Origin of the sequence: Streptomyces sp. AcH 505, assembly GCF_000818175.1 — a bacterium.
Classification (GTDB): Bacteria; Actinomycetota; Actinomycetes; order Streptomycetales; family Streptomycetaceae; genus Streptomyces.
Genome location: NZ_JTIY01000001.1, coordinates 4,225,283 through 4,245,255, shown reverse-complemented (window position 1 = coordinate 4,245,255; position 19,973 = coordinate 4,225,283). Strand labels below are relative to the sequence as shown.

General features: G+C 70.0%; 18 protein-coding genes and 1 pseudogene. 8 read left to right on the top strand and 11 right to left on the bottom strand.

Annotation, left to right across the window (positions count from 1 at the left end; translation table 11 throughout):
* Window positions 1–224 precede the first annotated feature (224 nt).
* Genes HY68_RS19425 through HY68_RS19415 form a run of 3 tightly spaced genes read right to left on the bottom strand, consistent with a single transcriptional unit; the run spans window position 225 to window position 3,318 of the window.
* Window positions 225–623 carry a cytochrome c oxidase subunit 4 gene (locus HY68_RS19425; protein WP_041990584.1) on the bottom strand — a complete coding sequence of 133 codons (399 nt, stop codon included), beginning with the start codon at window positions 621–623 and terminating at the stop codon, window positions 225–227.
* Window positions 620–2,359, bottom strand: a complete 1,740-nt coding sequence (gene ctaD / locus HY68_RS19420; protein WP_041990582.1) for a cytochrome c oxidase subunit I — start codon at window positions 2,357–2,359, stop codon at window positions 620–622. The genes HY68_RS19425 and ctaD overlap by 4 nt, the downstream gene beginning before the upstream one ends.
* Window positions 2,356–3,318 (bottom strand): cytochrome c oxidase subunit II, encoded by a 963-nt coding sequence (locus tag HY68_RS19415; RefSeq protein WP_041990581.1) that lies wholly within the window; start codon window positions 3,316–3,318, stop codon window positions 2,356–2,358. The genes ctaD and HY68_RS19415 overlap by 4 nt, the downstream gene beginning before the upstream one ends.
* 233 nt (window positions 3,319–3,551) lie before the next feature.
* Between HY68_RS19415 and HY68_RS19410 the strand changes: the two genes are divergently transcribed.
* Window positions 3,552–4,940: a cysteine desulfurase/sulfurtransferase TusA family protein gene (locus tag HY68_RS19410; protein WP_041990580.1), complete on the top strand. Its 1,389-nt coding sequence runs from the start codon at window positions 3,552–3,554 to the stop codon at window positions 4,938–4,940.
* A gap of 24 nt (window positions 4,941–4,964) precedes the next feature.
* Here HY68_RS19410 and HY68_RS19405 read toward each other — a convergent pair whose 3' ends face one another.
* Window positions 4,965–5,939: a carbohydrate kinase family protein gene (locus tag HY68_RS19405; protein WP_041990578.1), complete on the bottom strand. Its 975-nt coding sequence runs from the start codon at window positions 5,937–5,939 to the stop codon at window positions 4,965–4,967.
* Between the two features lie 173 nt (window positions 5,940–6,112).
* Here HY68_RS19405 and HY68_RS19400 point away from each other — a divergent pair, with 173 nt between their 5' ends.
* Window positions 6,113–6,337 (top strand): hypothetical protein, encoded by a 225-nt coding sequence (locus HY68_RS19400; RefSeq protein ID WP_041990577.1) that lies wholly within the window; start codon window positions 6,113–6,115, stop codon window positions 6,335–6,337.
* A 95-nt stretch (window positions 6,338–6,432) separates the two neighbouring features.
* Window positions 6,433–7,944, top strand: coding sequence for a hypothetical protein (locus HY68_RS19395; RefSeq protein ID WP_041990575.1), 1,512 nt, complete (start codon window positions 6,433–6,435; stop codon window positions 7,942–7,944).
* A 90-nt stretch (window positions 7,945–8,034) separates the two neighbouring features.
* Here the strand turns inward: HY68_RS19395 and HY68_RS19390 are convergent, their stop codons facing one another.
* Window positions 8,035–8,391 (bottom strand): iron-sulfur cluster assembly accessory protein, encoded by a 357-nt coding sequence (locus HY68_RS19390; protein WP_041996613.1) that lies wholly within the window; start codon window positions 8,389–8,391, stop codon window positions 8,035–8,037.
* A gap of 249 nt (window positions 8,392–8,640) precedes the next feature.
* Between HY68_RS19390 and nadA the strand changes: the two genes are divergently transcribed.
* A complete protein-coding gene (gene nadA, locus HY68_RS19385; protein WP_041990573.1) occupies window positions 8,641–9,843 on the top strand; it encodes a quinolinate synthase NadA in 1,203 nt (400 codons plus the stop codon).
* Window positions 9,844–9,922: 79 nt separating this feature from the next.
* Here the strand turns inward: nadA and HY68_RS19380 are convergent, their stop codons facing one another.
* The 5 genes from HY68_RS19380 to HY68_RS19360 all read right to left on the bottom strand — a co-directional run bounded on the left by HY68_RS19380 (window position 9,923) and on the right by HY68_RS19360 (window position 16,466).
* Entirely contained in the window at window positions 9,923–13,075 is a 3,153-nt protein-coding gene (locus tag HY68_RS19380) for an efflux RND transporter permease subunit (RefSeq protein WP_041990570.1), read from the bottom strand.
* Window positions 13,076–13,273: 198 nt separating this feature from the next.
* Window positions 13,274–13,960, bottom strand: a complete 687-nt coding sequence (locus HY68_RS19375) for a response regulator transcription factor (RefSeq protein WP_041990568.1) — start codon at window positions 13,958–13,960, stop codon at window positions 13,274–13,276.
* Complete coding sequence (locus tag HY68_RS19370; RefSeq protein WP_041990565.1) at window positions 13,957–15,246, bottom strand: sensor histidine kinase; 1,290 nt, start codon at window positions 15,244–15,246, stop codon at window positions 13,957–13,959. Before HY68_RS19370 ends, HY68_RS19375 begins: the two co-directional genes overlap by 4 nt.
* A gap of 134 nt (window positions 15,247–15,380) precedes the next feature.
* Window positions 15,381–15,662, bottom strand: a complete 282-nt coding sequence (locus tag HY68_RS19365; protein WP_041990563.1) for a hypothetical protein — start codon at window positions 15,660–15,662, stop codon at window positions 15,381–15,383.
* A gap of 9 nt (window positions 15,663–15,671) precedes the next feature.
* On the bottom strand, window positions 15,672–16,466 hold the full coding sequence (locus tag HY68_RS19360) for a PspA/IM30 family protein (RefSeq protein ID WP_198533305.1): 795 nt from the start codon (window positions 16,464–16,466) through the stop codon (window positions 15,672–15,674).
* 297 nt (window positions 16,467–16,763) lie between these two features.
* On the opposite strand from HY68_RS19360, the gene HY68_RS19355 reads away from it, so the two are divergent.
* From HY68_RS19355 to HY68_RS19345, 3 genes are all read left to right on the top strand, one after another.
* Window positions 16,764–17,360, top strand: coding sequence for a DUF3043 domain-containing protein (locus HY68_RS19355; RefSeq protein ID WP_041990559.1), 597 nt, complete (start codon window positions 16,764–16,766; stop codon window positions 17,358–17,360).
* Window positions 17,361–17,401: 41 nt separating this feature from the next.
* The gene (locus tag HY68_RS19350) at window positions 17,402–18,121 is read left to right on the top strand and encodes a methyltransferase domain-containing protein (protein ID WP_041990557.1); all 720 of its coding nucleotides are present in this window, start codon (window positions 17,402–17,404) and stop codon (window positions 18,119–18,121) included.
* Window positions 18,122–18,259: 138 nt separating this feature from the next.
* A complete protein-coding gene (locus tag HY68_RS19345; RefSeq protein WP_041990555.1) occupies window positions 18,260–19,357 on the top strand; it encodes a trypsin-like peptidase domain-containing protein in 1,098 nt (365 codons plus the stop codon).
* 78 nt (window positions 19,358–19,435) lie between these two features.
* On the opposite strand, the gene HY68_RS19340 is transcribed toward HY68_RS19345, so the two are convergent.
* Complete coding sequence (locus HY68_RS19340; RefSeq protein ID WP_041990553.1) at window positions 19,436–19,645, bottom strand: hypothetical protein; 210 nt, start codon at window positions 19,643–19,645, stop codon at window positions 19,436–19,438.
* Window positions 19,646–19,736: 91 nt separating this feature from the next.
* Here HY68_RS19340 and HY68_RS45280 point away from each other — a divergent pair.
* Window positions 19,737–19,973, top strand: a pseudogene (locus tag HY68_RS45280) (adenosylcobinamide kinase/adenosylcobinamide phosphate guanyltransferase); the annotation flags it as partial.

Sequence of the window (19,973 nt, the reverse complement as noted above, 5' to 3'; positions counted from 1 at the left end):
GACACTCCGGCCGGAGTGTCGGGGCCCTGTCGCTTTTGTGCGTGTGCTAGTGCCGTGACCGGCAATGTTTGCCCGTGAAGGAGCGGGGCCCGGTGCGTGTGATCGCAAGGCGGCCGGGAGCCCTTGTAGCGGAGCTACTCGGGCTCCCGGCCAACGCGGCGAGCGCGCGTGCCGGGGACCGCGACAGGGCAAAGCTTGCCGGGAGGGGCACTACCGCCGGGCGGTCACTGGTTCTGGTTCTCGCCCCGGTAGTACTCGAAGACCCAGCCCCACAGACCGACCACGATCAGCGGCGCCGAGAAGTAGAGCAGCCACCAGCCGATGGCCACGCCGAGGAACGCCAGCGCACCACCGATGGCCAGCGAGAACGGCTGCCAGCTGTGCGGGGAGAAGAACCCCACCTCGCCGGCCTCGTCGGCGACGTCGGCTTCCTTGTCGTCCTGGGCCAGCGAGTCCATCCGCCGGGCCGTGAAGGACAGGTAGAAGCCGATCATGATGGCCAGTGCGAAGGCCAGGAAGAGCGCGGTCGTGCCGGCCGCTTCCTTGGACCAGTAGCCGTAGACGACGGCGACGGCCAGGATGAAGAAGCTGAGCCAGAGGAACAGCCTGCCTTGGACCTTCACTTGCTGGCCTCCTTGCTACCGGTGAGGGCGGGGTCCGTGCCGCCGTGACCGACGTTCTCGAGCTGGTCGAGAGCGGCGATCTCCGGGTGGTGCAGGTCGAACGCCGGCGATTCGGACCGGATGCGCGGCAGCGTGATGAAGTTGTGCCGCGGCGGCGGGCACGACGTCGCCCATTCGAGCGAACGGCCGTAGCCCCACGGGTCGTCGACCTCGACCTTCTTGCCGTACTTCGCCGTCTTCCAGACGTTGTACAGGAAGGGCAGGATCGACAGGCCGAGCAGGAACGAGCTGATCGTCGAGATCGTGTTCAGCGCGGTGAACCCGTCGGCCGCCAGGTAGTCGGCGTACCGGCGTGGCATGCCCTCGGCGCCCAGCCAGTGCTGGACGAGGAAGGTCCCGTGGAAGCCGATGAACAGCGTCCAGAAGGTGATCTTGCCGAGCCGTTCGTCGAGCATCTTGCCGGTGAACTTCGGCCACCAGAAGTGGAAACCGGCGAACATCGCGAAGACCACGGTGCCGAAGACGACGTAGTGGAAGTGCGCGACGACGAAGTACGAGTCGGAGACGTGGAAGTCGATCGGCGGCGACGCCAGGATGACCCCGGTCAGACCGCCGAAGACGAACGTGACCAGGAAGCCGACCGTCCACAGCATCGGTGTCTCGAAGGACAACGAGCCCTTCCACATCGTGCCGATCCAGTTGAAGAACTTCACCCCGGTCGGTACCGCGATGAGGAACGTCATGAAGGAGAAGAACGGCAGCAGCACACCGCCGGTGACGTACATGTGGTGCGCCCACACCGTCACGGACAGGCCCGCGATGGAGATCGTCGCGGCGACCAGACCGATGTAGCCGAACATCGGCTTGCGGCTGAAGACAGGGATCACCTCGGAGATGATCCCGAAGAAGGGCAAGGCGATGATGTACACCTCTGGATGGCCGAAGAACCAGAAGAGGTGTTGCCACAGCAAGGCACCGCCGTTGGCGGCGTCGAACACATGCGCCCCGAATTTCCGGTCGGCCTCCAGGGCGAAGAGCGCGGCGGCGAGCACCGGGAAGGCCAGCAGGACGAGAACGCCGGTGAGCAGCACGTTCCAGGTGAAGATCGGCATCCGGAACATCGTCATGCCGGGCGCGCGCATGCAGATGATCGTGGTGATGAAGTTGACCGAACCGAGGATCGTGCCGAAGCCGGAGAAGGCCAGACCCATGATCCACATGTCGGCGCCGATACCCGGTGAGCGGACCGCGTCCGACAGCGGCGAGTAGGCGAACCAGCCGAAGTCGGCGGCGCCCTGCGGGGTGAGGAAGCCACCCACGGCGATCGTCGAGCCGAACAGGTAGAGCCAGTAGGCGAACATGTTCAGCCGCGGGAACGCCACGTCGGGCGCGCCGATCTGCAGCGGCATGATCCAGTTCGCGAAGCCGGCGAACAGCGGCGTCGCGAACATCAGCAGCATGATCGTGCCGTGCATCGTGAACGCCTGGTTGAACTGCTCGTTCGACATGATCTGCGTGCCGGGACGGGCGAGTTCGGCGCGCATGAAGAGCGCCATGATGCCGCCGATGCAGAAGAACGCGAACGACGTGATGAGGTACATCGTCCCGATCGTCTTGTGATCGGTCGTCGTCAGCCAGTTCACCACGACGGTTCCCGGCTGCTTGCGCCGGACCGGGAGTTCGTCGGGATAAGGATCAGCCGGCGCGGCACCCTTGGGTTCGTTGAGGATGCTCACAGTTTCTTGTCCTCCGCGTTCCTGGCCGGGGCCGTCTGCGGGATACCGGCGGGGATGTAGCCGTTCTGACCCTTCTTGGCCAGGTCCTTCAGGTGCTGCTGGTAACGCTCAGGCGAAACGACCTTCACGTTGAACAGCATGCGCGAGTGGTCGACACCGCAGAGTTCGGCGCACTTGCCGAGGAAGGTGCCTTCCTGGTTCGGCGTCACCTCGAAGGAGTTGGCGTGCCCCGGGATGACGTCCTGCTTCATCAGGAACGGCACGACCCAGAAGTCGTGGATGACGTCGCGCGAGGTCAGGATGAACCGGACCTTCTCGCCCTTGGCCAGCCACAGCGTCGGACCGGGGTTGCCGGTCTGCGGGTTCCGCTCGCCGGGGACACCCGCGTCGTAGACGCCTTCGGCACCCTTGGGGAACGCCTTCGTGAACCGTTCGGGAATCGCGTCGAGCTGGCTGGGGATCTTCGTCCCCGTGGAGGCGCTGCCGTCCACGTTCTCGATGTAGTTGAAGCCCCAGCTCCACTGGTAGCCGACCACGTTCACCGTGTGGACCGGCTTGGGAGAGAGTTCGAGGAGCTTCGACTCGTCACGCGCGGTGAAGTAGAAGAACACCGAGACGATGATGAGCGGGACCACGGTGTACAGCGTCTCGATCGGGACGTTGTACCGGGTCTGTGGGGGGACCTCAATCTTCGTGCGGCTGCGCCGGTGGAAGATGACGCTCCACAGGATCAGACCCCATACCAGTACGCCCGTGACGAGCGCTGCCGCCCACGAGCCCTGCCAGAGGGAGAGGATCCGAGGGGCCTCTTCCGTCACCGGGGTGGGCATACCCAGGCGGGGGAAGTCCTTGTATGTGCAACCGGTTGCGGTTACCAGGATCAGGCCCGCAGTCAGCACCTGCGGCAGCTTCCGCCGCATCGGGCGCCGCGACGAGCGGTCGGAGCCGTTGGGACTCACGTAGCGCCTTCCCGAGAGTCTCGCCCGCGCGGCCGGCTGCGGCCGTCTCGGTCGGTCGCCGGCCCTGACGCGGGCAGGGGTTTGGATGTTTATGCGGACCAAACCCTACTGGACGCAATTTGGGGTCGCGCGGGGAGGGTGCCCAACGCGCCGTCCGACACCCCGAAGGGGTGGAATGCCAGCATCCGGGCCACTTCTGACGCTCCCTTCGCGTGCGGGGTTAGCGTGGCGCGGTGCCGTACTTCGACTCTGCCTCCGCCGCCCCGCTCCATCCCGTGGCCCGTCAGGCCCTTCAGGCGTCCCTGGACGAGGGTTGGGCGGATCCCGCCCGGCTCTACCGGGAGGGGCGGCGGGCCGCGCTGCTCCTCGACGCGGCCAGGGAGGCCGCCGCCGACGCCGTGGGATGCCGCCCCGACGAACTCGTATTCACCCCTTCGGGCACGCACGCGGTGCACGCGGGGATGTCCGGAGCTCTCTTCGGCCGTCGGCGTGTCGGACGTCATGTGGTCGTGTCGGCGGTGGAGCACTCGTCGGTGCTGAACAGCGCCGCCGCCCACGAGGCGGCGACCGGTGGCCCGGTGACGGAGGTGCCGGTCGACCGGTACGGGGCCGTGTCGCCCGGCGCGTACGCCGAAGCGCTCGGGGCGCAGACCGCGCTGGCCGCCCTGCAGTCCGCCAACCACGAGGTGGGGACGGAGCAGCCGGTGGCCGAGGTCGCCGAGGTGTGCCGGAGCCGGTCGGTGCCGCTGCTGGTGGACGCGGCGCAGTCGCTGGGCTGGGGTCCGGTGGACGGTGCCTGGTCGCTGCTGACGGCGAGTGCCCACAAATGGGGCGGTCCGCCCGGGGTCGGGCTGCTCGCCGTACGTAAGGGGGTGCGGTTCGCCCCCCAAGGCCCCGCCGACGAGCGGGAGTCGGGGCGTACGCCCGGCTTCCAGAACCTTCCGGCGATCGTGGCGGCCGTGGCGTCGCTGCGCGCGGTACGGGACGAGGCGGCCGGTGAGGCGGCCCGGCTGCGGGCGCTGGTGGAGCTGATCAGGACCCGGGTGCCCGAACTGGTGCCCGATGTCGAGGTGGTGGGTGACCCGGAGCACCGGCTCCCGCACCTCGTCACCTTCTCGTGTCTCTATGTCGATGGGGAGGCGCTGCTGCACGAGCTGGACCGGGCTGACTTCTCCGTGTCGTCGGGCTCGTCGTGCACGAGCAGCACGCTGACCCCGAGCCATGTGCTGAAGGCGATGGGGGTGCTGTCGGAGGGGAACGTCCGGGTCTCGCTCCCCCTCGGCACCCCGGCGGCGGACGTCGAGCGGTTCCTCGACGTGCTGCCGGCCGCCGTGGCGTCGGTACGGGCCCGGCTCGGCGCTCCGGTGACCCGGGCCGGCGCGGAGCCGGCGGGCACGGCGTCGCTGCTGGTCGACGCGATCGGCAGGCGCTGCCCGATCCCGGTGATCGAGCTGGCGAAGGTGATCGGTGACGTGCCGGTCGGCGGGACGGTGACGGTCCTCGCGGACGACGAGGCGGCGCGGCTCGACATCCCCGCGTGGTGCGAGATGCGGGGCCAGGAGTACGTCGGCGAGCGGCCGGCGGACCACGGTGTCGCTTATGTGGTCCGCCGGGTGTCGTAGTAGCTGGTGCCGTGACCGGGCGGCTCAGCCCAGGTGGGTCTGCACCTCGACGGCGGCGTCGTGACCGTACGCCTTGGTGAAGCGCTCGATGAAGTGCGTCCTCGCCAGGGTGTACTCCTGCGTGCCGACCGTCTCGATCACCAGGGTGGCGAGCATGCAGCCGATCTGCGCGGCGCGCTCCAGGCTGACGCCCCAGGCGAGCCCGGAGAGGAAGCCGGCGCGGAAGGCGTCACCGACGCCCGTCGGGTCGGCCTTGGTCTCCTCCTGCGCGCAGCCGACCTCGATCGGCTCCTCGCCGACGCGCTCGATGCGGACGCCGTTCTTGCCGAGGGTGGTGACGCGGTGGCCGACCCTGCTGAGGATCTCGGCGTCCGTCCAGCCGGTCTTGGACTCGATGAGCCCCTTCTCGTACTCGTTGGAGAAGAGGTAGGCGGCGCCGTCGAGCAGGACCCGGATGTCGTCGCCCTCCATCCGCGCGATCTGCTGGGAGAAGTCGGCGGCGAACGGGATGCCCCGGCTGCGGCACTCCTCGGTGTGGCGGAGCATCGCCTCGGGGTCGTCGGCGCCGATCAGCACCAGGTCGAGGCCGCCGACGCGGTCGGCGATCTTCTTGAGCTCGATCTGCCGGGCCTCGCTCATGGCGCCCGTGTAGAAGGAGCCGATCTGGTTGTGGTCGGCGTCCGTCGTACACACGAAGCGGGCCGTGTGCAGGACCTCCGAGATGCGGACAGAGCCGGTGTCGACGCCGTGCCGGTCGAGCCAGGACCGGTACTCGTCGAAGTCCGAGCCGGCCGCGCCGACCAGGATCGGGCGCGTGCCCAGCTGGCCCATGCCGAAGCAGATGTTGGCCCCGACACCGCCCCTGCGCACGTCGAGGTTGTCGACCAGGAAGGACAGGGAGACCGTGTGGAGCTGTTCGGCGACCAGTTGGTCGGCGAAGCGGCCCGGGAAGGTCATCAGATGGTCAGTGGCGATGGAGCCGGAGACTGCGATTCGCACGGCGTGAACGCTCCTGGAGAGGAGAACGGTTGACAGTTCACGCTACCGGGTCGCGCGGGCGGCCGGTCGGCACGGCTTCGTCCTGTCGGCCGGCGGACCCGACGGCCGGCGGACGGGAAACTACCGGATGGTAGGGGTTTGTCCGGTCGCCGGACCCTGCCTACCGTGGACGTATGGCGAACCACAGCGGGCGTTCCGAGAACGGTACGGGGACCGGCGGGCTTGAGGCCGAGATCAGCCTGGCGCAGCTGCGCGGGGACTGCGCGCGGATGGCGCCGCACTGGCTGGCGCCCGCCCCTTCGGCCGCCGTCCCCGTGCCGCCCTCACACATCCGGGGGATCACGGTGCCGGCCGGTTCGGTGCGGCTGATCGCCGGAACGGCCCAGTACGGCGAGTGACGTCGCGCTGATCGCGGTGCCGGGGGAACCGGCTGCGGGCCGCCGCCGTCCCAGTGGTGTCCACAGGACGACGAGCCGGCCGAGGGAGCGCAGCGGTGACCAGTACGGATCAGCCCCGCGAGAGCGCGGGAGACGGCGACAGCGAGAACAGGCGCAGGGGGCGGCACCCGCTCGCCGTGGGCGCGGTCGCGGCAGCGGTACTGATCGTGGCGGGCGGCGGCGCGTACTTCGCGACGGCCGCTTCGGGGGACGGTGAAGCGAAGGCGGCGCATCACCCGCCCAAGCTGGCCCTCGACGGTTATCCGGTGCCGACCGCGGCGACGGGTCCGGCGCCGAGCGCCCCCGAGGGGATCGCGCCGGGCGAGCCTGATCCGGGTCGGGTGACCTACCGCGCGGCGGGGAAGCTGCCCGCGGGGCCCGAGAACGCCCGTGTCTACCGGGCGGGGTCGGGTGTGACGGCGGCCGAGGTGACCCGGCTGGCGACCGCGCTCGGCGTGTCGGGCACACCGCAGCCGGACGGCACGGCGTGGAAGGTCGGCGCGGACAAGGACGGTTCGGGTCCGCTGCTGCGGGTGGAGCGGCAGGCGCCGGGCAGTTGGACGTTCGCCCGGTACGCGCCCTCCCCCGGCGGTGACAACTGCCTGAAGGGCAAGGCCTGTCCGAGCGGCGGAGGCGGCGGCAGCGTCGGCGGCGCGGCCGGCGGTGTCGAAGGGGGCGGGCCGGTGAGTGAGGACGCGGCGAAGAAGGCGGCGGCGCCCGTGCTCAAGGCCGTGGGCCAGGGTGACGCCCGCCTGGACGCGCGCCAGTTGATGGGCGCGGTCCGGGTGGTGAACGCGAATCCGCTGGTCGGCGGCGCGCCGACGTACGGCTGGTCGACGGGGCTGCAGATCGCCGCCGACGGCACCGTGAGCGGCGGCAGCGGTCAGCTGAGCGTGCCCGCGCGGGGCGACAGCTATCCGGTGATCAGCGCGGCCGAGGCGCTGAAGCAGCTGAACAGCACGGCGTCGGGTGCGGGCCGGGGCGGCGTCGGCGGCTGCGCGACGCCCGAGCCGCTGACCGGTGCGGAGAAGCCGGCCGCGCCGTGCACCCCCAAGCCGGCGGCGCCGCCCGAGGCCGTGGTGATCGACAAGGCCGAGTTCGGTCTGGCGGCGCAGAGCGTCGGCGGCCACCGGGCGCTCGTACCGTCCTGGCTGTTCCAGGTGTCGCCCGGCGGCGGCAATCTGCCGTACACGCTCACCCGGCCGGCCGTGTCGCCCGAGTTCCTTTCCCCCGCGCTGCCGCCGCACCAGGAGATGCCGGGCGGCCCTTCACCGGTGGGCCCGGGGAAGAGCGCCGGTGACACGCCGGGCAAGCAGGTCATGTCGTACAGCGCCGAGGGCACGAAGCTCACCGTGCGGTTCTGGGGCGGGGTCTGCGGTACGTACACGGCGCGCGCCGACGAGAGCGGTACGGCGGTGAAGGTCGAGGTGGTGAAGCCGGTCCAGGATCCGGGGACGGTCTGTGTGGCGATGGCCAAGGAGCAGACGGCGTCGGTGACGCTGGAGCACCCGCTGGGCGGCCGGCAGGTCGTGAACGGCACGACGGGCGAGAAGATCGGCCGCGGCTGAGCCACCGGTGAATGGCGCCAGGCATGCGAAAGGCGGCGGTCCCTTCAGGGATCGCCGCCTTCTTCGGCTCTGTCCGGCAGCCGAAAAGATTTAGCTGAAGGAGTCACCGCAGGCGCAGGAGCCCGTCGCGTTCGGGTTGTCGATCGTGAAGCCCTGCTTCTCGATGGTGTCGACGAAGTCGATCGAGGCGCCGCCCAGGTACGGGGCGCTCATGCGGTCGGTGACGACCTTGACGCCCCCGAAGTCCTTGACGACATCGCCGTCGAGCGAACGCTCGTCGAAGAACAGCTGGTAGCGCAGACCGGAGCAGCCACCGGGCTGAACGGCGACGCGCAGTGCGAGGTCGTCCCGGCCTTCCTGGTCCAGCAGGGTCTTGACCTTGCCCGCGGCGGCGTCGGACAGGAGGATGCCGTCGCTCACGGTTGTGGTGTCGTCCGATACGGACATCTGCTTCTCTCCCGGGTTGTACGGACTGCTTGCCGACAGTGCAACCGGCATGGCCGCTGATTCATTCCGGCCCTGGCATTTGTCTTTCTCTTCCTCTTCATGCTCGCACACCACGCGGGGGAACGGCACGGGGCCGAGCTCCCTTCGTCATGCGTCACATCGACGCGATCGGCATCGTCAAAGTGACGTGAAGGGGATATGATGGATAACGTCAATTAGACGAAAAGGCTCCTCCGCAGAGAAGAAAGGGTGCGTGACGTGACCACCACCACCGCCCAGCCCCGTCAGGATCTCGATGTCCGGCCGACGCCCCTCGCCCTGCTGCTGCTCGGCCGCGACGCCGACCCGCGCAGCGAGCGCGGCGTCGAGTGCCCGGGTGATCTGCCGTCGCCGTCCGACCCCGGCCTGGTGGAGCGCGCACGCGCCGCCAAGGAGAAGCTCGGGGACAAGGTGTTCGTCCTGGGCCACCACTACCAGCGTGACGAGGTCATCCAGTTCGCCGACGTGACCGGCGACTCCTTCAAGCTGGCCAGGGACGCGGCTGCCCGCCCGGAGGCTGAGTACATCGTCTTCTGCGGTGTGCACTTCATGGCCGAGTCCGCCGACATCCTCACCGGCGACGACCAGAAGGTCGTCCTGCCCGACCTCGCGGCCGGCTGCTCGATGGCCGACATGGCGACGGCCGAGCAGGTCGCCGAGTGCTGGGACGTACTGACCGAGGCCGGGATCGCCGAGCAGGTCGTACCCGTCTCGTACATGAACTCGTCCGCCGACATCAAGGCGTTCACCGGCAAGCACGGCGGCACCATCTGCACGTCGTCCAATGCCGAGCGCGCCCTGAACTGGGCCTTCGAGCAGGGCGAGAAGGTGCTGTTCCTGCCGGACCAGCACCTCGGCCGCAACACGGCCGTGCGGGACCTCGGGCTCTCCCTGGACGACTGTGTCCTGTACAACCCGCACAAGCCCAACGGCGGGCTGACCGCCGAGCAGCTGCGGGACGCGAAGATGATCCTGTGGCGCGGCCACTGCTCCGTGCACGGCCGCTTCTCGCTGGACTCGGTGAACGACGTGCGCGAGCGGATACCGGGCGTCAATGTGCTGGTGCACCCGGAGTGCAAGCACGAGGTCGTGTCGGCCGCCGACTACGTCGGTTCGACGGAGTACATCATCAAGGCCCTTGAGGACGCCCCGGCCGGCTCCAAGTGGGCCATCGGTACGGAGCTGAATCTCGTGCAGCGGCTGGCGAACCGTTTCGCCGCCGAGGACAAGGAGATCGTCTTCCTCGACAAGACGGTCTGCTTCTGCTCCACCATGAACCGCATCGACCTGCCGCACCTGGTGTGGACGCTGGAGTCGCTGGCCGAGGGCAACGAGGTCAACCGGATCCAGGTCGACCGGGAGACGGCGGATCTCGCACAGCTCGCGCTGGAGCGGATGCTGGCGCTGCCGTAGAGCGCGTCCGTGACGCACCAGGGGCCCCCGCCCGACGGCGGGGGCCCCTGGGCGTTCCGTAGGCATTCCGTACGGCGGATCAGGCGTTCGCGGGCTCCCTGTCCGGCTCGGCGGACGTGTCGTCCTGCTTCGCCGACCGCTTGGCCGCCTTCTTCTTCGCGCGGCGCTCCTTGCGCAGCTCCACCATCGCGTACAGCGTCGGTACGAGCAGCAGCGTCAGCAGCGTCGACGTCACCAGACCGCCGATCACCACGACCGCCAGCGGCTGGGCGATGAAGCCGCCCTCGCCGGTGACACCCAGCGCCATCGGGAGGAGCGCGAAGATCGTCGCCAGGGCGGTCATCAGGATCGGGCGGAGCCGGTGACGGCCACCCTCGACCACCGCGTCGACCACGCTCAGACCCTGCGCCCGGTACTGGTTGATCAGGTCGATCAGCACGATCGCGTTGGTCACGACGATGCCGATCAGCATCAGCATGCCGATCATCGCGGGCACACCCAGCGGCGTACCGGTGATGAGCAGCAGGCCCAGCGCGCCGGTGGCGGCGAACGGGATCGAGACCAGCAGGATCAGCGGCTGGATCAGCGACCTGAACGTGCCGACCAGCAGCATGAAGACGATCGCGACGGCCGCCAGCATGGCGAGACCCAGCTTGACGAAGGCGTCGTCCTGGTCCTGCGAGACACCGCCGATGGAGGCGGTGGCACCGGCCGGCAGCTTCAGATCGTCGATCTTCGACTGGAGCGCGGTGCTGACGGCGCCGGTGTTGTCACCGGTCGGCCTGGCGGTGATCGTCGCGGCGCGGGCACCGTCGATCCGGGTCATGGTGACCGGTCCCGGCACCACCTTGACGTCGGCGATCTGACCGAGCTTCACCGGGCCCAGCGACAGGTCCTTGAGCTGGGCGATCGTGGCGGCCGGCTTGGCGGAGGTGACGACGACGTCGCGCTCGGTGTCGCCGAGCATCGCCTGCCCGGACTTCGTACCGCTGACGGCCTGGGCGACGGCCGCACCGAGCGTCATGTCGTCGAAACCGGCGTCGGCCGCCTTGGAGTTGGCCGTGACCGAGATGCGCGGGATGCTCTGCGACAGGTCGCTCTGTACGTCCGTGACGTCGTCCAGCTTCGCGACGGCCGCCTGTACCTGGTCCGACGCCTTCTTCAGGGTGTCGGCCTCGGACGCCTTGACGACGACGCTCAGGTCCGTGCTGCCGAAGCCGCCGCCGGCCGCGACGGTCGTGTCACCGATGCCGTCGAGCTTGGCGAGGCCCTTCTCGATCTCGTCCTGGGTCTTCTCGTACGCCGACGCGTCCTTCAGCGTCACCTGGTAGGACGCCTGGTTGGCGCCCGTGCCGCCGCCGAAGGCCGCCATGATCCCGGAGGAGCCGACAGTGACCTGGTAGTCCTTGACCTCGTCGAGGCCCGCGAGGACCTTCTCGACCTTCTTCGCCGCCGCGTCGGCCGACGCCAGGTCGGTACCGGCGGGCAGCTTCTGCGTGACGGACAGGACGTCCTGGTCGCTCTGGTCGAAGAAGTTGGTCTTGATGAGACCGGAGATGCCGAACGTGCCGATCAGGATGACGACAGCGATGATCACGCTGGTGAGCCTGCGCCGGGTGGCCCAGCGCAGCACCGGTACGTAGATCCGCTGGAGCCTGCCGCGGGACTCCTTCTCCTCGGCGACCCTGCGGGCCTCCTCCGGGCTGACGCCGAGCGCCGACTTCGGCGGGCGCAGGAACCAGTACGAGAAGACGGGGACGACGGTCAGCGAGACCAGCAGCGAGGCGAGCAGCGCCGCCGTCACGGTCAGCGAGAACGAACCGAACAGTTCGCCGACGATGCCGCCGACGAGTCCGATCGGCAGGAACACCGCGACGGTGGTGAGGGTCGACGAGGTGACGGCGCCCGCCACCTCCTTGACCGCGGTGATGATGGCGCTGTGCCGTTCCTCGCCGTAGCTCAGATGGCGCTTGATGTTCTCCAGCACCACGATCGAGTCGTCGACGACCCGGCCGATCGCGATGGTCAGCGCGCCGAGCGTCAGCACGTTCAGCGACATGCCCTGGGTCCAGAGCACGATCAGCGCGAGGACCACGGAGAGCGGGATGGAGATCGCCGTGACCAGCGTCGAGCGGATCGACGCGAGGAACAGCAGGATGATGATCACGGCGAAGAGCAGCCCGAGAGCGCCTTCGGTGGTCAGGCCCGAGATGGACTTGGAGACGGCAGGACCCTGGTCGCTCGCGACCGTGATCTCCGACCCGGGACCGAGGTCCTTGCGCATGTCGGACAGCTTGTCGTTGACCGCGTCCGAGATGGCGACGGCGCTGCCGTCGTTGTCCATCGTCACGTTGACGGCGAGGCTGGGCTTGCCGTCGGTGCGGGTCAGCGAGGTGGCCGCGGCCGGCTGCTGCTCGACGGTGGCGATGTCGCCGACCCGTACGGGCTCGGCCGTACCGCCGGCACCGGCTCCGCCGCCCGGGGCGGCCGGCGGCGGGATCCGCAGGTCCTCGATCTGCTTGAGCGACGTGTAGCTGCCGCCGACCTGGACCGTACGGCTGGTGCCTTCCTCGGCGAACGCGCCGGCGGCCACGGGCACGCCGCCGGCCTTGAGGGCGGCGGAGAGCGAGGCGGTGTTCAGCCCCGCCTGCGCGAGCTTCTTGGTGTCGGGCGTGACGGAGATCTGGAGGTCGCGCACACCGTCGACGGTGACCTGGCCGACGCCGTCGATGTCCTGGAGCGCCGGGACGACCGAGCGGTCCAGCTGGTCGGCGAGCGCCTGCTGGTCCTTGTCGGAGGTGACGGCGAGCACGACGGTCGGGATGTCGTCCGTGGAGCCCGCGATGACCTGCGGGTCGACGCCTTCCGGCATCTGGTTGCCCGCGCGGTTCACCGCCTGCTGCACATCGGCGACGAGCTGCTTCGTGCCGTCGTCGCCGAAGTCGAAGCTGGCCATGACGACGGCGTTGCCCTCGCTGGCCGTCGAGGTGATGGTGCTGATGCCGTCCACGGCCTTGAGGTTGTTCTCAAGGGGTTCGACGACCTGCTTCTCGACCACATCCGGGGAGGCGCCCTGGTACGGGGCGAGCACCGAGACCACGGGGAGATCGATGGTGGGCAGCAGTTGCTGCTTGAGCTGGGGGATCGCTATCGCGCCGAAGACGAGCGCGATGATCGACATCAGCCCGATCAGGGCCCGTTGCGCGAGGCTGAATCTGGACAGCCAGGACATGGGGTCTCTCTTCTGTGGTGTACGCGGCAGTTGGGCGCGGCCGTGGGGCAGCTGCCCGGATGGTTCGTGGTTGATCGTCGGCGGGGGCCTGTCGCCCCCTACATACGATCAGCCATTCGGAACGCCGGATCCGTCGCCCGCCAGACGCATTTCCTGGGGCGCCGAGTACCGCGCCTGGAGTACGCGGAGGGTGGGGTACTACTCCACCCTGGCCCGCACGAGGCCCGATTCGTAGGCGATTACCACCAATTGGGCCCGGTCGCGGGCGCCAAGCTTTGCCATCGCCCGGTTCACATGGGTCTTGACAGTCAGTGGGCTGACTTGCAGCCGCTCGGCGATCTCGTCGTTGGAGTGGCCGCCCGCCACCTGCACCAGCACCTCACGCTCGCGCACGGTCAGCGCCGCGAGCCGCTTGGTGTACTCGGCGGGGGCGGGCCCTTCGGAGTCGGTGCCGCCCTGCGCGAGGAAGGTCGCGATGAGGCCCTTCGTCGCGACGGGCGACAGCAGGGCGTCGCCCGCCGCCGCGATCCGGATGGCGTTGAGCAGTTCGACGGGCTCGGCGCCCTTGCCGAGGAAGCCGGAGGCGCCCGCGCGCAGCGACTGCACGACGTACTCGTCGACCTCGAAGGTGGTCAGCATGACGACATGCACCCCGGCGAGCGCGGGGTCGGCGCTGATGACGCGGGTCGCCGCCAGACCGTCCGTACCGGGCATCCGGATGTCCATCAGGACGACGTCGGGGGCGGCGGTACGGGCCAGTTCGACGGCCTGGGCGCCGTCGGCCGCCTCGCCGACGACCTCCATGTCGGGTTCGGAGTCGACCAGCACCCGGAAGGCACTGCGCAGCAGCGTCTGGTCGTCGGCCAGCAGGACCCTGATCGTCATACGGTCTCCCCTGCCCGGCAGCCGCCGGTGCCCGTGGCGGGCCGCGCCTCGGCTGTCGCGCGCGGCTTCCCCTTCGCCTTCACGGGCAGTATCGCCTGCGTACGGAAGCCGCCTCCGTAGCGGGGTCCCGCGGTGAGGGATCCGCCGAGCGCGGTGACGCGCTCGCGCATGCCGAGCAGACCGTGGCCGCCGCCCTGGGTCGGCTCCGCCGTCCCCTCCCCGTCGTCGAGGACCGTGATCTCCACGGTCGGGCCGACCCGTACGACGCTCACCTCGGCCCTGGCACCGGCGCCCGCGTGCTTCTGCGAGTTGGTCAGGGCCTCCTGGATGATGCGGTAGGCGGCGAGGTCGACGGCGGCGGGCAGCTCCACGTCGCCGTCGCTCACGTACTCCACCGGCAGCCCGGCGTTGCGGAACGTGTCGAGCAGCCCTTCGAGGTGCGCGAGTCCCGGGGCCGGTTCGGTGGGTGCCTCGGGGTCGCCGGACTGGCGCAGCAGCCCGACGGTGGCGCGCAGTTCGTTCAGCGCCGACCTGCTGGCCTCCCGTACGTGGGCCAGGGCCTCCTTCGCCTGGTCGGGCCGCTTGTCCATGACATGCGCCGCGACCCCGGCCTGGACGTTGACCAGGGCGATGTGGTGGGCGACGACGTCGTGCAGATCGCGGGCGATCCGCAGCCGCTCCTCGGCGACCCGGCGCCTGGCCTCCTCCTCACGGGTGCGCTCGGCGCGCTCGGCCCGTTCCCTTATGGCGTCGATGAACGCGCGGCGGCTGCGTACGGCGTCACCCGCCGCGCTGGCCATCCCGGTCCAGGCGAAGATCGCCAGGTTCTCCTGGGAGTACCAGGGGCCGGTGCTGAAGATCATCGCGACGGCGGTCAGCACGGCCATGGTGGCGAAGCCGATCCGCCAGGTGGTGGGGCGGTCGGTGCGCGCGGCGACGGTGTAGAGCGCGATGACGGCGCTGAACACGACGGGTGCGGGCGGATCGCCGGTCACCAGTTCCAGCACGGTCACCGCACTGGTGCACAGCAGTACGGGCCTGGGCGCGCGCCGGCGCAAGACGAGCGCGGCGGCGGCGACGGCCATCAGCAGCAGGCTGAGCGCGCTGGGCGGCTCCGTGCTGAAGGTGGGGCCGCCCTGCCCTCGGTGCGGGTTCGCGAACGAGCCGATCACCATGCACACGAGCACGGTGACCGCGAGCGCGCCGTCGGGGGCGAGCGGATGCGCGCGCAGCCAGTGCCGGGTGCGCGCGTAGGCGGTTCCGTACGCGATGCCGAGGGAGGTCACATCTATGCACGGTACGGGGTCGGCGTCGCGCACCCGGGAAAACGGCGGGGTGCGCTCCGGCACACCCGGCGGCCCGGACACACGACGGCGCCCCGCCTGGGGCGGGGCGCCGGGAGTGGTGGAGTGGGGTGCCGTCAGACGGAGGGGATCAGCCCTTCGTCGCTGAGCAGCTCGCGTACCTCTTCGAGGGTCGCGCCCGGTGCGGGGAGGATCAGCTCCGACGGCTCCAGCGAGTCGTCGGGCAGTGGCTCGCCGAGCTCGCGCACCTTGTCGAGGAGGGCGTGGAAGGTGCGGCGGAAGCCGTCCCCGTCGCCGTTCCTGACCTCGGCGAGCAGCAGGTCGTCGAGCTTGTCCAGCTCGGCCACGTGGCCGTCCGCCAGCCGCCGCTGGCCCTCCCCCATGATCCGTACGATCATGACGAATCCTTAACTCTTGTCGAACTTCGACTGGGACGGCGGCGCGTCCTTCTCTCCGGCCGCGCCTGCGGCGCCTCCTTCGATTGCCTGCTGCGGCGACCCGCCGGCCAGCTCGGCCTTCATACGCTGAAGTTCGAGCTCGACGTCCGAACCGCCGGAGATCCGGTCCAGCTCGGTGGCGATGTCGTCCTTCGCGAGCCCCGACTGGTCGTCGAGGGCTCCCGAAGCGAGCAGTTCGTCGATCGCGCCTGCCCTGGCCTGCAGCTGCGCGGTCTTGTCCTCGGCCCGCTGGATGGCCAGACCGACGTCGCCCATCTCCTCGGAGATTCCCGAGAACGATTCGGCGATCCGGGTCTGCGCCTGCGCCGCCGTGTACGTGGCCTTGATCGTCTCCTTCTTCGTACGGAAGGCGTCGACCTTGGCCTGGAGGCGCTGCGCGGCGAGGGTGAGCTTCTCCTCCTCGCCCTGCAGCGTGGTGTGCTGCGTCTCCAGATCGCTGACCTGCTGCTGAAGCGCGGCGCGGCGGGACAGCGCCTCGCGCGCCAGGTCCTCCCGGCCGAGAGCAAGGGCCTTGCGGCCCTGGTCCTCCAGCTTGGTCGACTGGCCCTGCAGCTGGTTCAGCTGCAGCTCAAGCCGCTTGCGCGAGGTCGCCACATCGGCGACGCCGCGGCGTACCTTCTGAAGCAGCTCAAGCTGCTTCTGGTACGAGTAATCGAGGGTCTCGCGCGGATCCTCGGCCCGGTCAAGGGCCTTGTTTGCCTTCGCGCGGAAGATCATCCCCATACGCTTCATGACACCGCTCATGGGCTTCGCGCGCCCCCTTCTGACGGACTCCAGCTCCAGCACTCCTACAGAACCCACAGTACGGGGCCTGCATCCATTACCGCACTGTTCGAGCGCGGATGCGCTCCTCCCCAAGGACGACTGCGCCCCCCGGCCGTCCGGCGCAGGGAGTAGGTGACCGTAGGGGGGAAGCGGAGGCGAAGCCCCCGCCGTGTCCCCCTCTGTCCCGTCTGTTCCGTCTTTGAAGACGCAGGCCGTTGCGGGATCGTTCCCCTCGGGGGTGGGGTCCATGCACGGCACCCCGTACCCTTGGGCTTTGTGTTCCGTAGCCGCGCCAAGGAAGAGAAGGTCCCCGGCACGAAGGTGTCGATCGACCTCTCCAAGCAGACCCGTGACCCGCAGGCCCCGAAGGGCCGCCCGACCCCCAAGCGCGCCCAGGCGCAGTCGCAGCGCCGACGCGCCTCGACGGCGCCGACCGACCGCAAGACGGCCACCAAGCAGCAGCGCGAGGCGCGGCGTGCCGACATGGCCAGGCAGCGGCAGGCCCTCGCCAACGGTGACGAGCGCTATCTGCCGGCCCGTGACAAGGGCCCGGTGCGCAAGTTCGTCCGTGACTACGTCGACTCGCGCTACTCGGCCGCCGAGTTCTTCCTGCCGCTCGCGGTGGTGATTCTCGTCCTGAGCATGGTGCGGATTGGCTCGCTGCAGAACATCGCGCTGCTGATGTGGCTCGTGGTGATCGTGGTGATCGTCGTCGACTCGATCGGGCTGTGGTTCCGGCTGAAGAAGCAGCTGGCGATCCGCTTCCCCGACACCCCGAAGCGCGGCGCCGTGCCGTACGGCCTGATGCGCACGCTCCAGGTCCGCCGGCTCAGGCTGCCCAAGCCGCAGGTCAAGCGCGGAGAGCGACCCTGACCACGGACGTCTCCGGCTTCTCGGGGAAGCTGCGGGACGTCGTGCGTCAAGAGCTGGTCGCCCGGCAGCTCGATGAGCAGATCGCCGGGCGGTTCCCTGTCGGGCAGCGGCTGCGGATCCTCGACGTCGGGATGGGACGGGGCGTCCAGGCGCTCCGGCTGGCCCGTGCGGGACACACGGTGACGGGCCTGGAGTCGGACTCCGATTCGCTGTCGACGGCGCGTACGGCCCTGTCGGCCGAGCCCGAGGGCATACGCGAGCGGGTCCGGCTGCTGGAGGGCGACGGACTCGAGACGGGTGTGCACTTCCTGCCCGGCGGTTTCGACGTGGTGCTGTGCCACGGCGTGCTGATGTACGTCGAGGAGCCCGACGCGATGATCGCGGGGCTCGCCAGGATGCTGGCCCCCGGCGGGCTGCTGTCGCTGCTCGTACGCAACGCGGACGCGCTGCCGCTGCGGCCGGGCTTCGCCGGTGACTGGCCGACGACACTGGCCGCCTTCGACGCGCATCTGTACACCGACCGGCTGGGCGCGCGGGTGCGCGCCGACCGGCTCGACGACGTGACGGCGACGCTCGCCGGTATCGCGGCTCCGCTGCACGCCTGGTACGGCGTGCGGGTCTTCACGGACGGCGCGGGTGACGCGGCGGCGCCGGAGGGCGACGAGCTGCGCCAGCTGCTGGCCGCCGAGGACCGGGCGGGCCGCACGGAACCGTTCCGCAGGATCGCCGCGCTGCTGCATGTGTGCGGGGTCCGGGGCTGACCGTCCGGGGCTCACCGTCCGTCTGCCGGGCCGCCACTCCTTGCCGCCGTTCTTTGCCGCCGTTCCTTGATCGCGGGCACCCCCTGATCGGCGGCGCACCGCAGGCCGACCCCGGCAGGCAAAAGGGATACTCCGGACATGGACGCATCTCTTCTCCGTGGCCGCGCGCGCCGGCTGCTGCTCCCCCTGACCGCAGGCGTCTGCGCCGTGGCCCTGGCCGGCGGCTGTTCCGGCCCCGGCTCACCGGCCGCGGGCTCCGCCGAGTCCGACGCGGACACGACGACGCAGGCAGCCGCCGTGCAGCGCGCGGACGGCGACGACCTGCAGAGCGACTACGAGAGCGTGATCAAGAACGCGCTGCCCTCGGTCGTGCAGATCGACGCCGGGGACGCGCTGGGCTCGGGCATCGTCTACGACGACAAGGGCCATATCGTCACCAACGCCCATGTGGTGGGCAAGGGCAAGACCTTCAAGGTCACCGTCGCCACCCAGGAGCAGCCGCTCCAGGCGCGGCTGGTCTCCAGCTTCCCGCAGCAGGACCTCGCCGTGATCGAGCTGGAGAACCCGCCCAGCGGGCTGAAGGCCGCGAAATTCGGCGACTCGTCCAAGGTCGCCGTCGGGCAGATCGTCCTCGCGATGGGCTCGCCGCTCGGTCTGTCCAGCAGCGTCACGCAGGGCATCGTCTCGGCGGTCGGACGGACCGTCAGCGAGAGCGAATCGGGCGGCGGTACGGGCGCCACGATCGCCAACATGGTGCAGACGTCGGCCGCGATCAACCCCGGCAACAGCGGCGGCGCGCTGGTCAACCTGGACAGCGAGGTCATCGGTATCCCGACGCTCGCGGCGAGCGACCCGCAGATGGGCAACAGCGCGGCGCCCGGCATCGGCTTCGCGATCCCCGTCTCGATGGTGAAGACGGTCGCCGACCAGATCATCAAGAACGGCAAGGTCACCAACTCGGGCCGGGCCGCGCTCGGCATCACCGGACGCACCGTGCTCGGCGACGACTTCCAGCCCGAGGGGGTTGCCGTCGTGACGGCCGTGAAGGGCGGCGCGGCGGCGGCCGCCGGGATCAAGTCGGGCGACATCATCACCAAGCTCGGCGGCCGGCGTGTGACGACGATCGACTCGCTGTCCGAGATGCTCGCGTCCGACAAGCCGGGCCAGAAGGTCCAGGTGGGCTACACGAGGGGCAGCTCGGCGAAGACCGTCCAGGTCACGCTCGGGGACATGTAGCCGGTACGTGTACGGACGCGGCCCGCGGCCCGGTGAGGGCGGCGGGCCGCGCTGCTCGTCAGCTCCGGACCAGCGCTCTCAGGCCTGTTCGGCGTGCAGGCTCATCGGTCCGTAGATCTTCTTACTGTCCTCGAAGAGCTGCACCTGGTCGGCGCCGCCCTCCTTGAGTTCCTTCCACGCCTCGCCGATCCAGGACTCGGCGTCCCCCTGCGTGGTGAACTCCTCCGGCTCGACCGCCGGCGGCACCTCCGTCCCGTCGGACTTCTCGAACCGCCACGTCCACGCCATGTGCGCCTCCCGGGTCCCGCGAGCTGATCAGTTTCCTGCCCGCAGCGTAGCCGGGCGCGCACCGTGAGCGCGGACACGGGAGGATCATCCCGTGGAACTCACTCTGCTCGGCACCGGAGCCCCCGAAGGACTCCCCCGCCCCGACTGCCCCTGCGCCGCCTGCGCCGCGGCCCGTGGCGCCTCCGCGCGCGCCGCGACCTCGCTGCTGGTGGACGGCGTCCTGCTGCTGGACCTCACCCCGGGAGCGGCGTTCGCCGCGGCGCGCGCCGGGCACACCCTGACCGGCGTACGGCAGGTCCTGCTCACCCATCCGCACGACGGCCCGGCG

Coding starts and splice junctions, on each gene's coding strand:
- HY68_RS19400 (WP_041990577.1), top strand. CDS start 6,113: ATGGCGAACCACAGCGGGCGTTCCGAGAACGGTACGGGGACCGGCGGG.
- HY68_RS19390 (WP_041996613.1), bottom strand. CDS start 8,391: ATGTCCGTATCGGACGACACCACAACCGTGAGCGACGGCATCCTCCTG.
- HY68_RS19345 (WP_041990555.1), top strand. CDS start 18,260: ATGGACGCATCTCTTCTCCGTGGCCGCGCGCGCCGGCTGCTGCTCCCC.
- HY68_RS19360 (WP_198533305.1), bottom strand. CDS start 16,466: ATGAGCGGTGTCATGAAGCGTATGGGGATGATCTTCCGCGCGAAGGCA.
- HY68_RS19380 (WP_041990570.1), bottom strand. CDS start 13,075: ATGTCCTGGCTGTCCAGATTCAGCCTCGCGCAACGGGCCCTGATCGGG.
- HY68_RS19340 (WP_041990553.1), bottom strand. CDS start 19,645: ATGGCGTGGACGTGGCGGTTCGAGAAGTCCGACGGGACGGAGGTGCCG.
- HY68_RS19365 (WP_041990563.1), bottom strand. CDS start 15,662: ATGATCGTACGGATCATGGGGGAGGGCCAGCGGCGGCTGGCGGACGGC.
- HY68_RS19375 (WP_041990568.1), bottom strand. CDS start 13,960: ATGACGATCAGGGTCCTGCTGGCCGACGACCAGACGCTGCTGCGCAGT.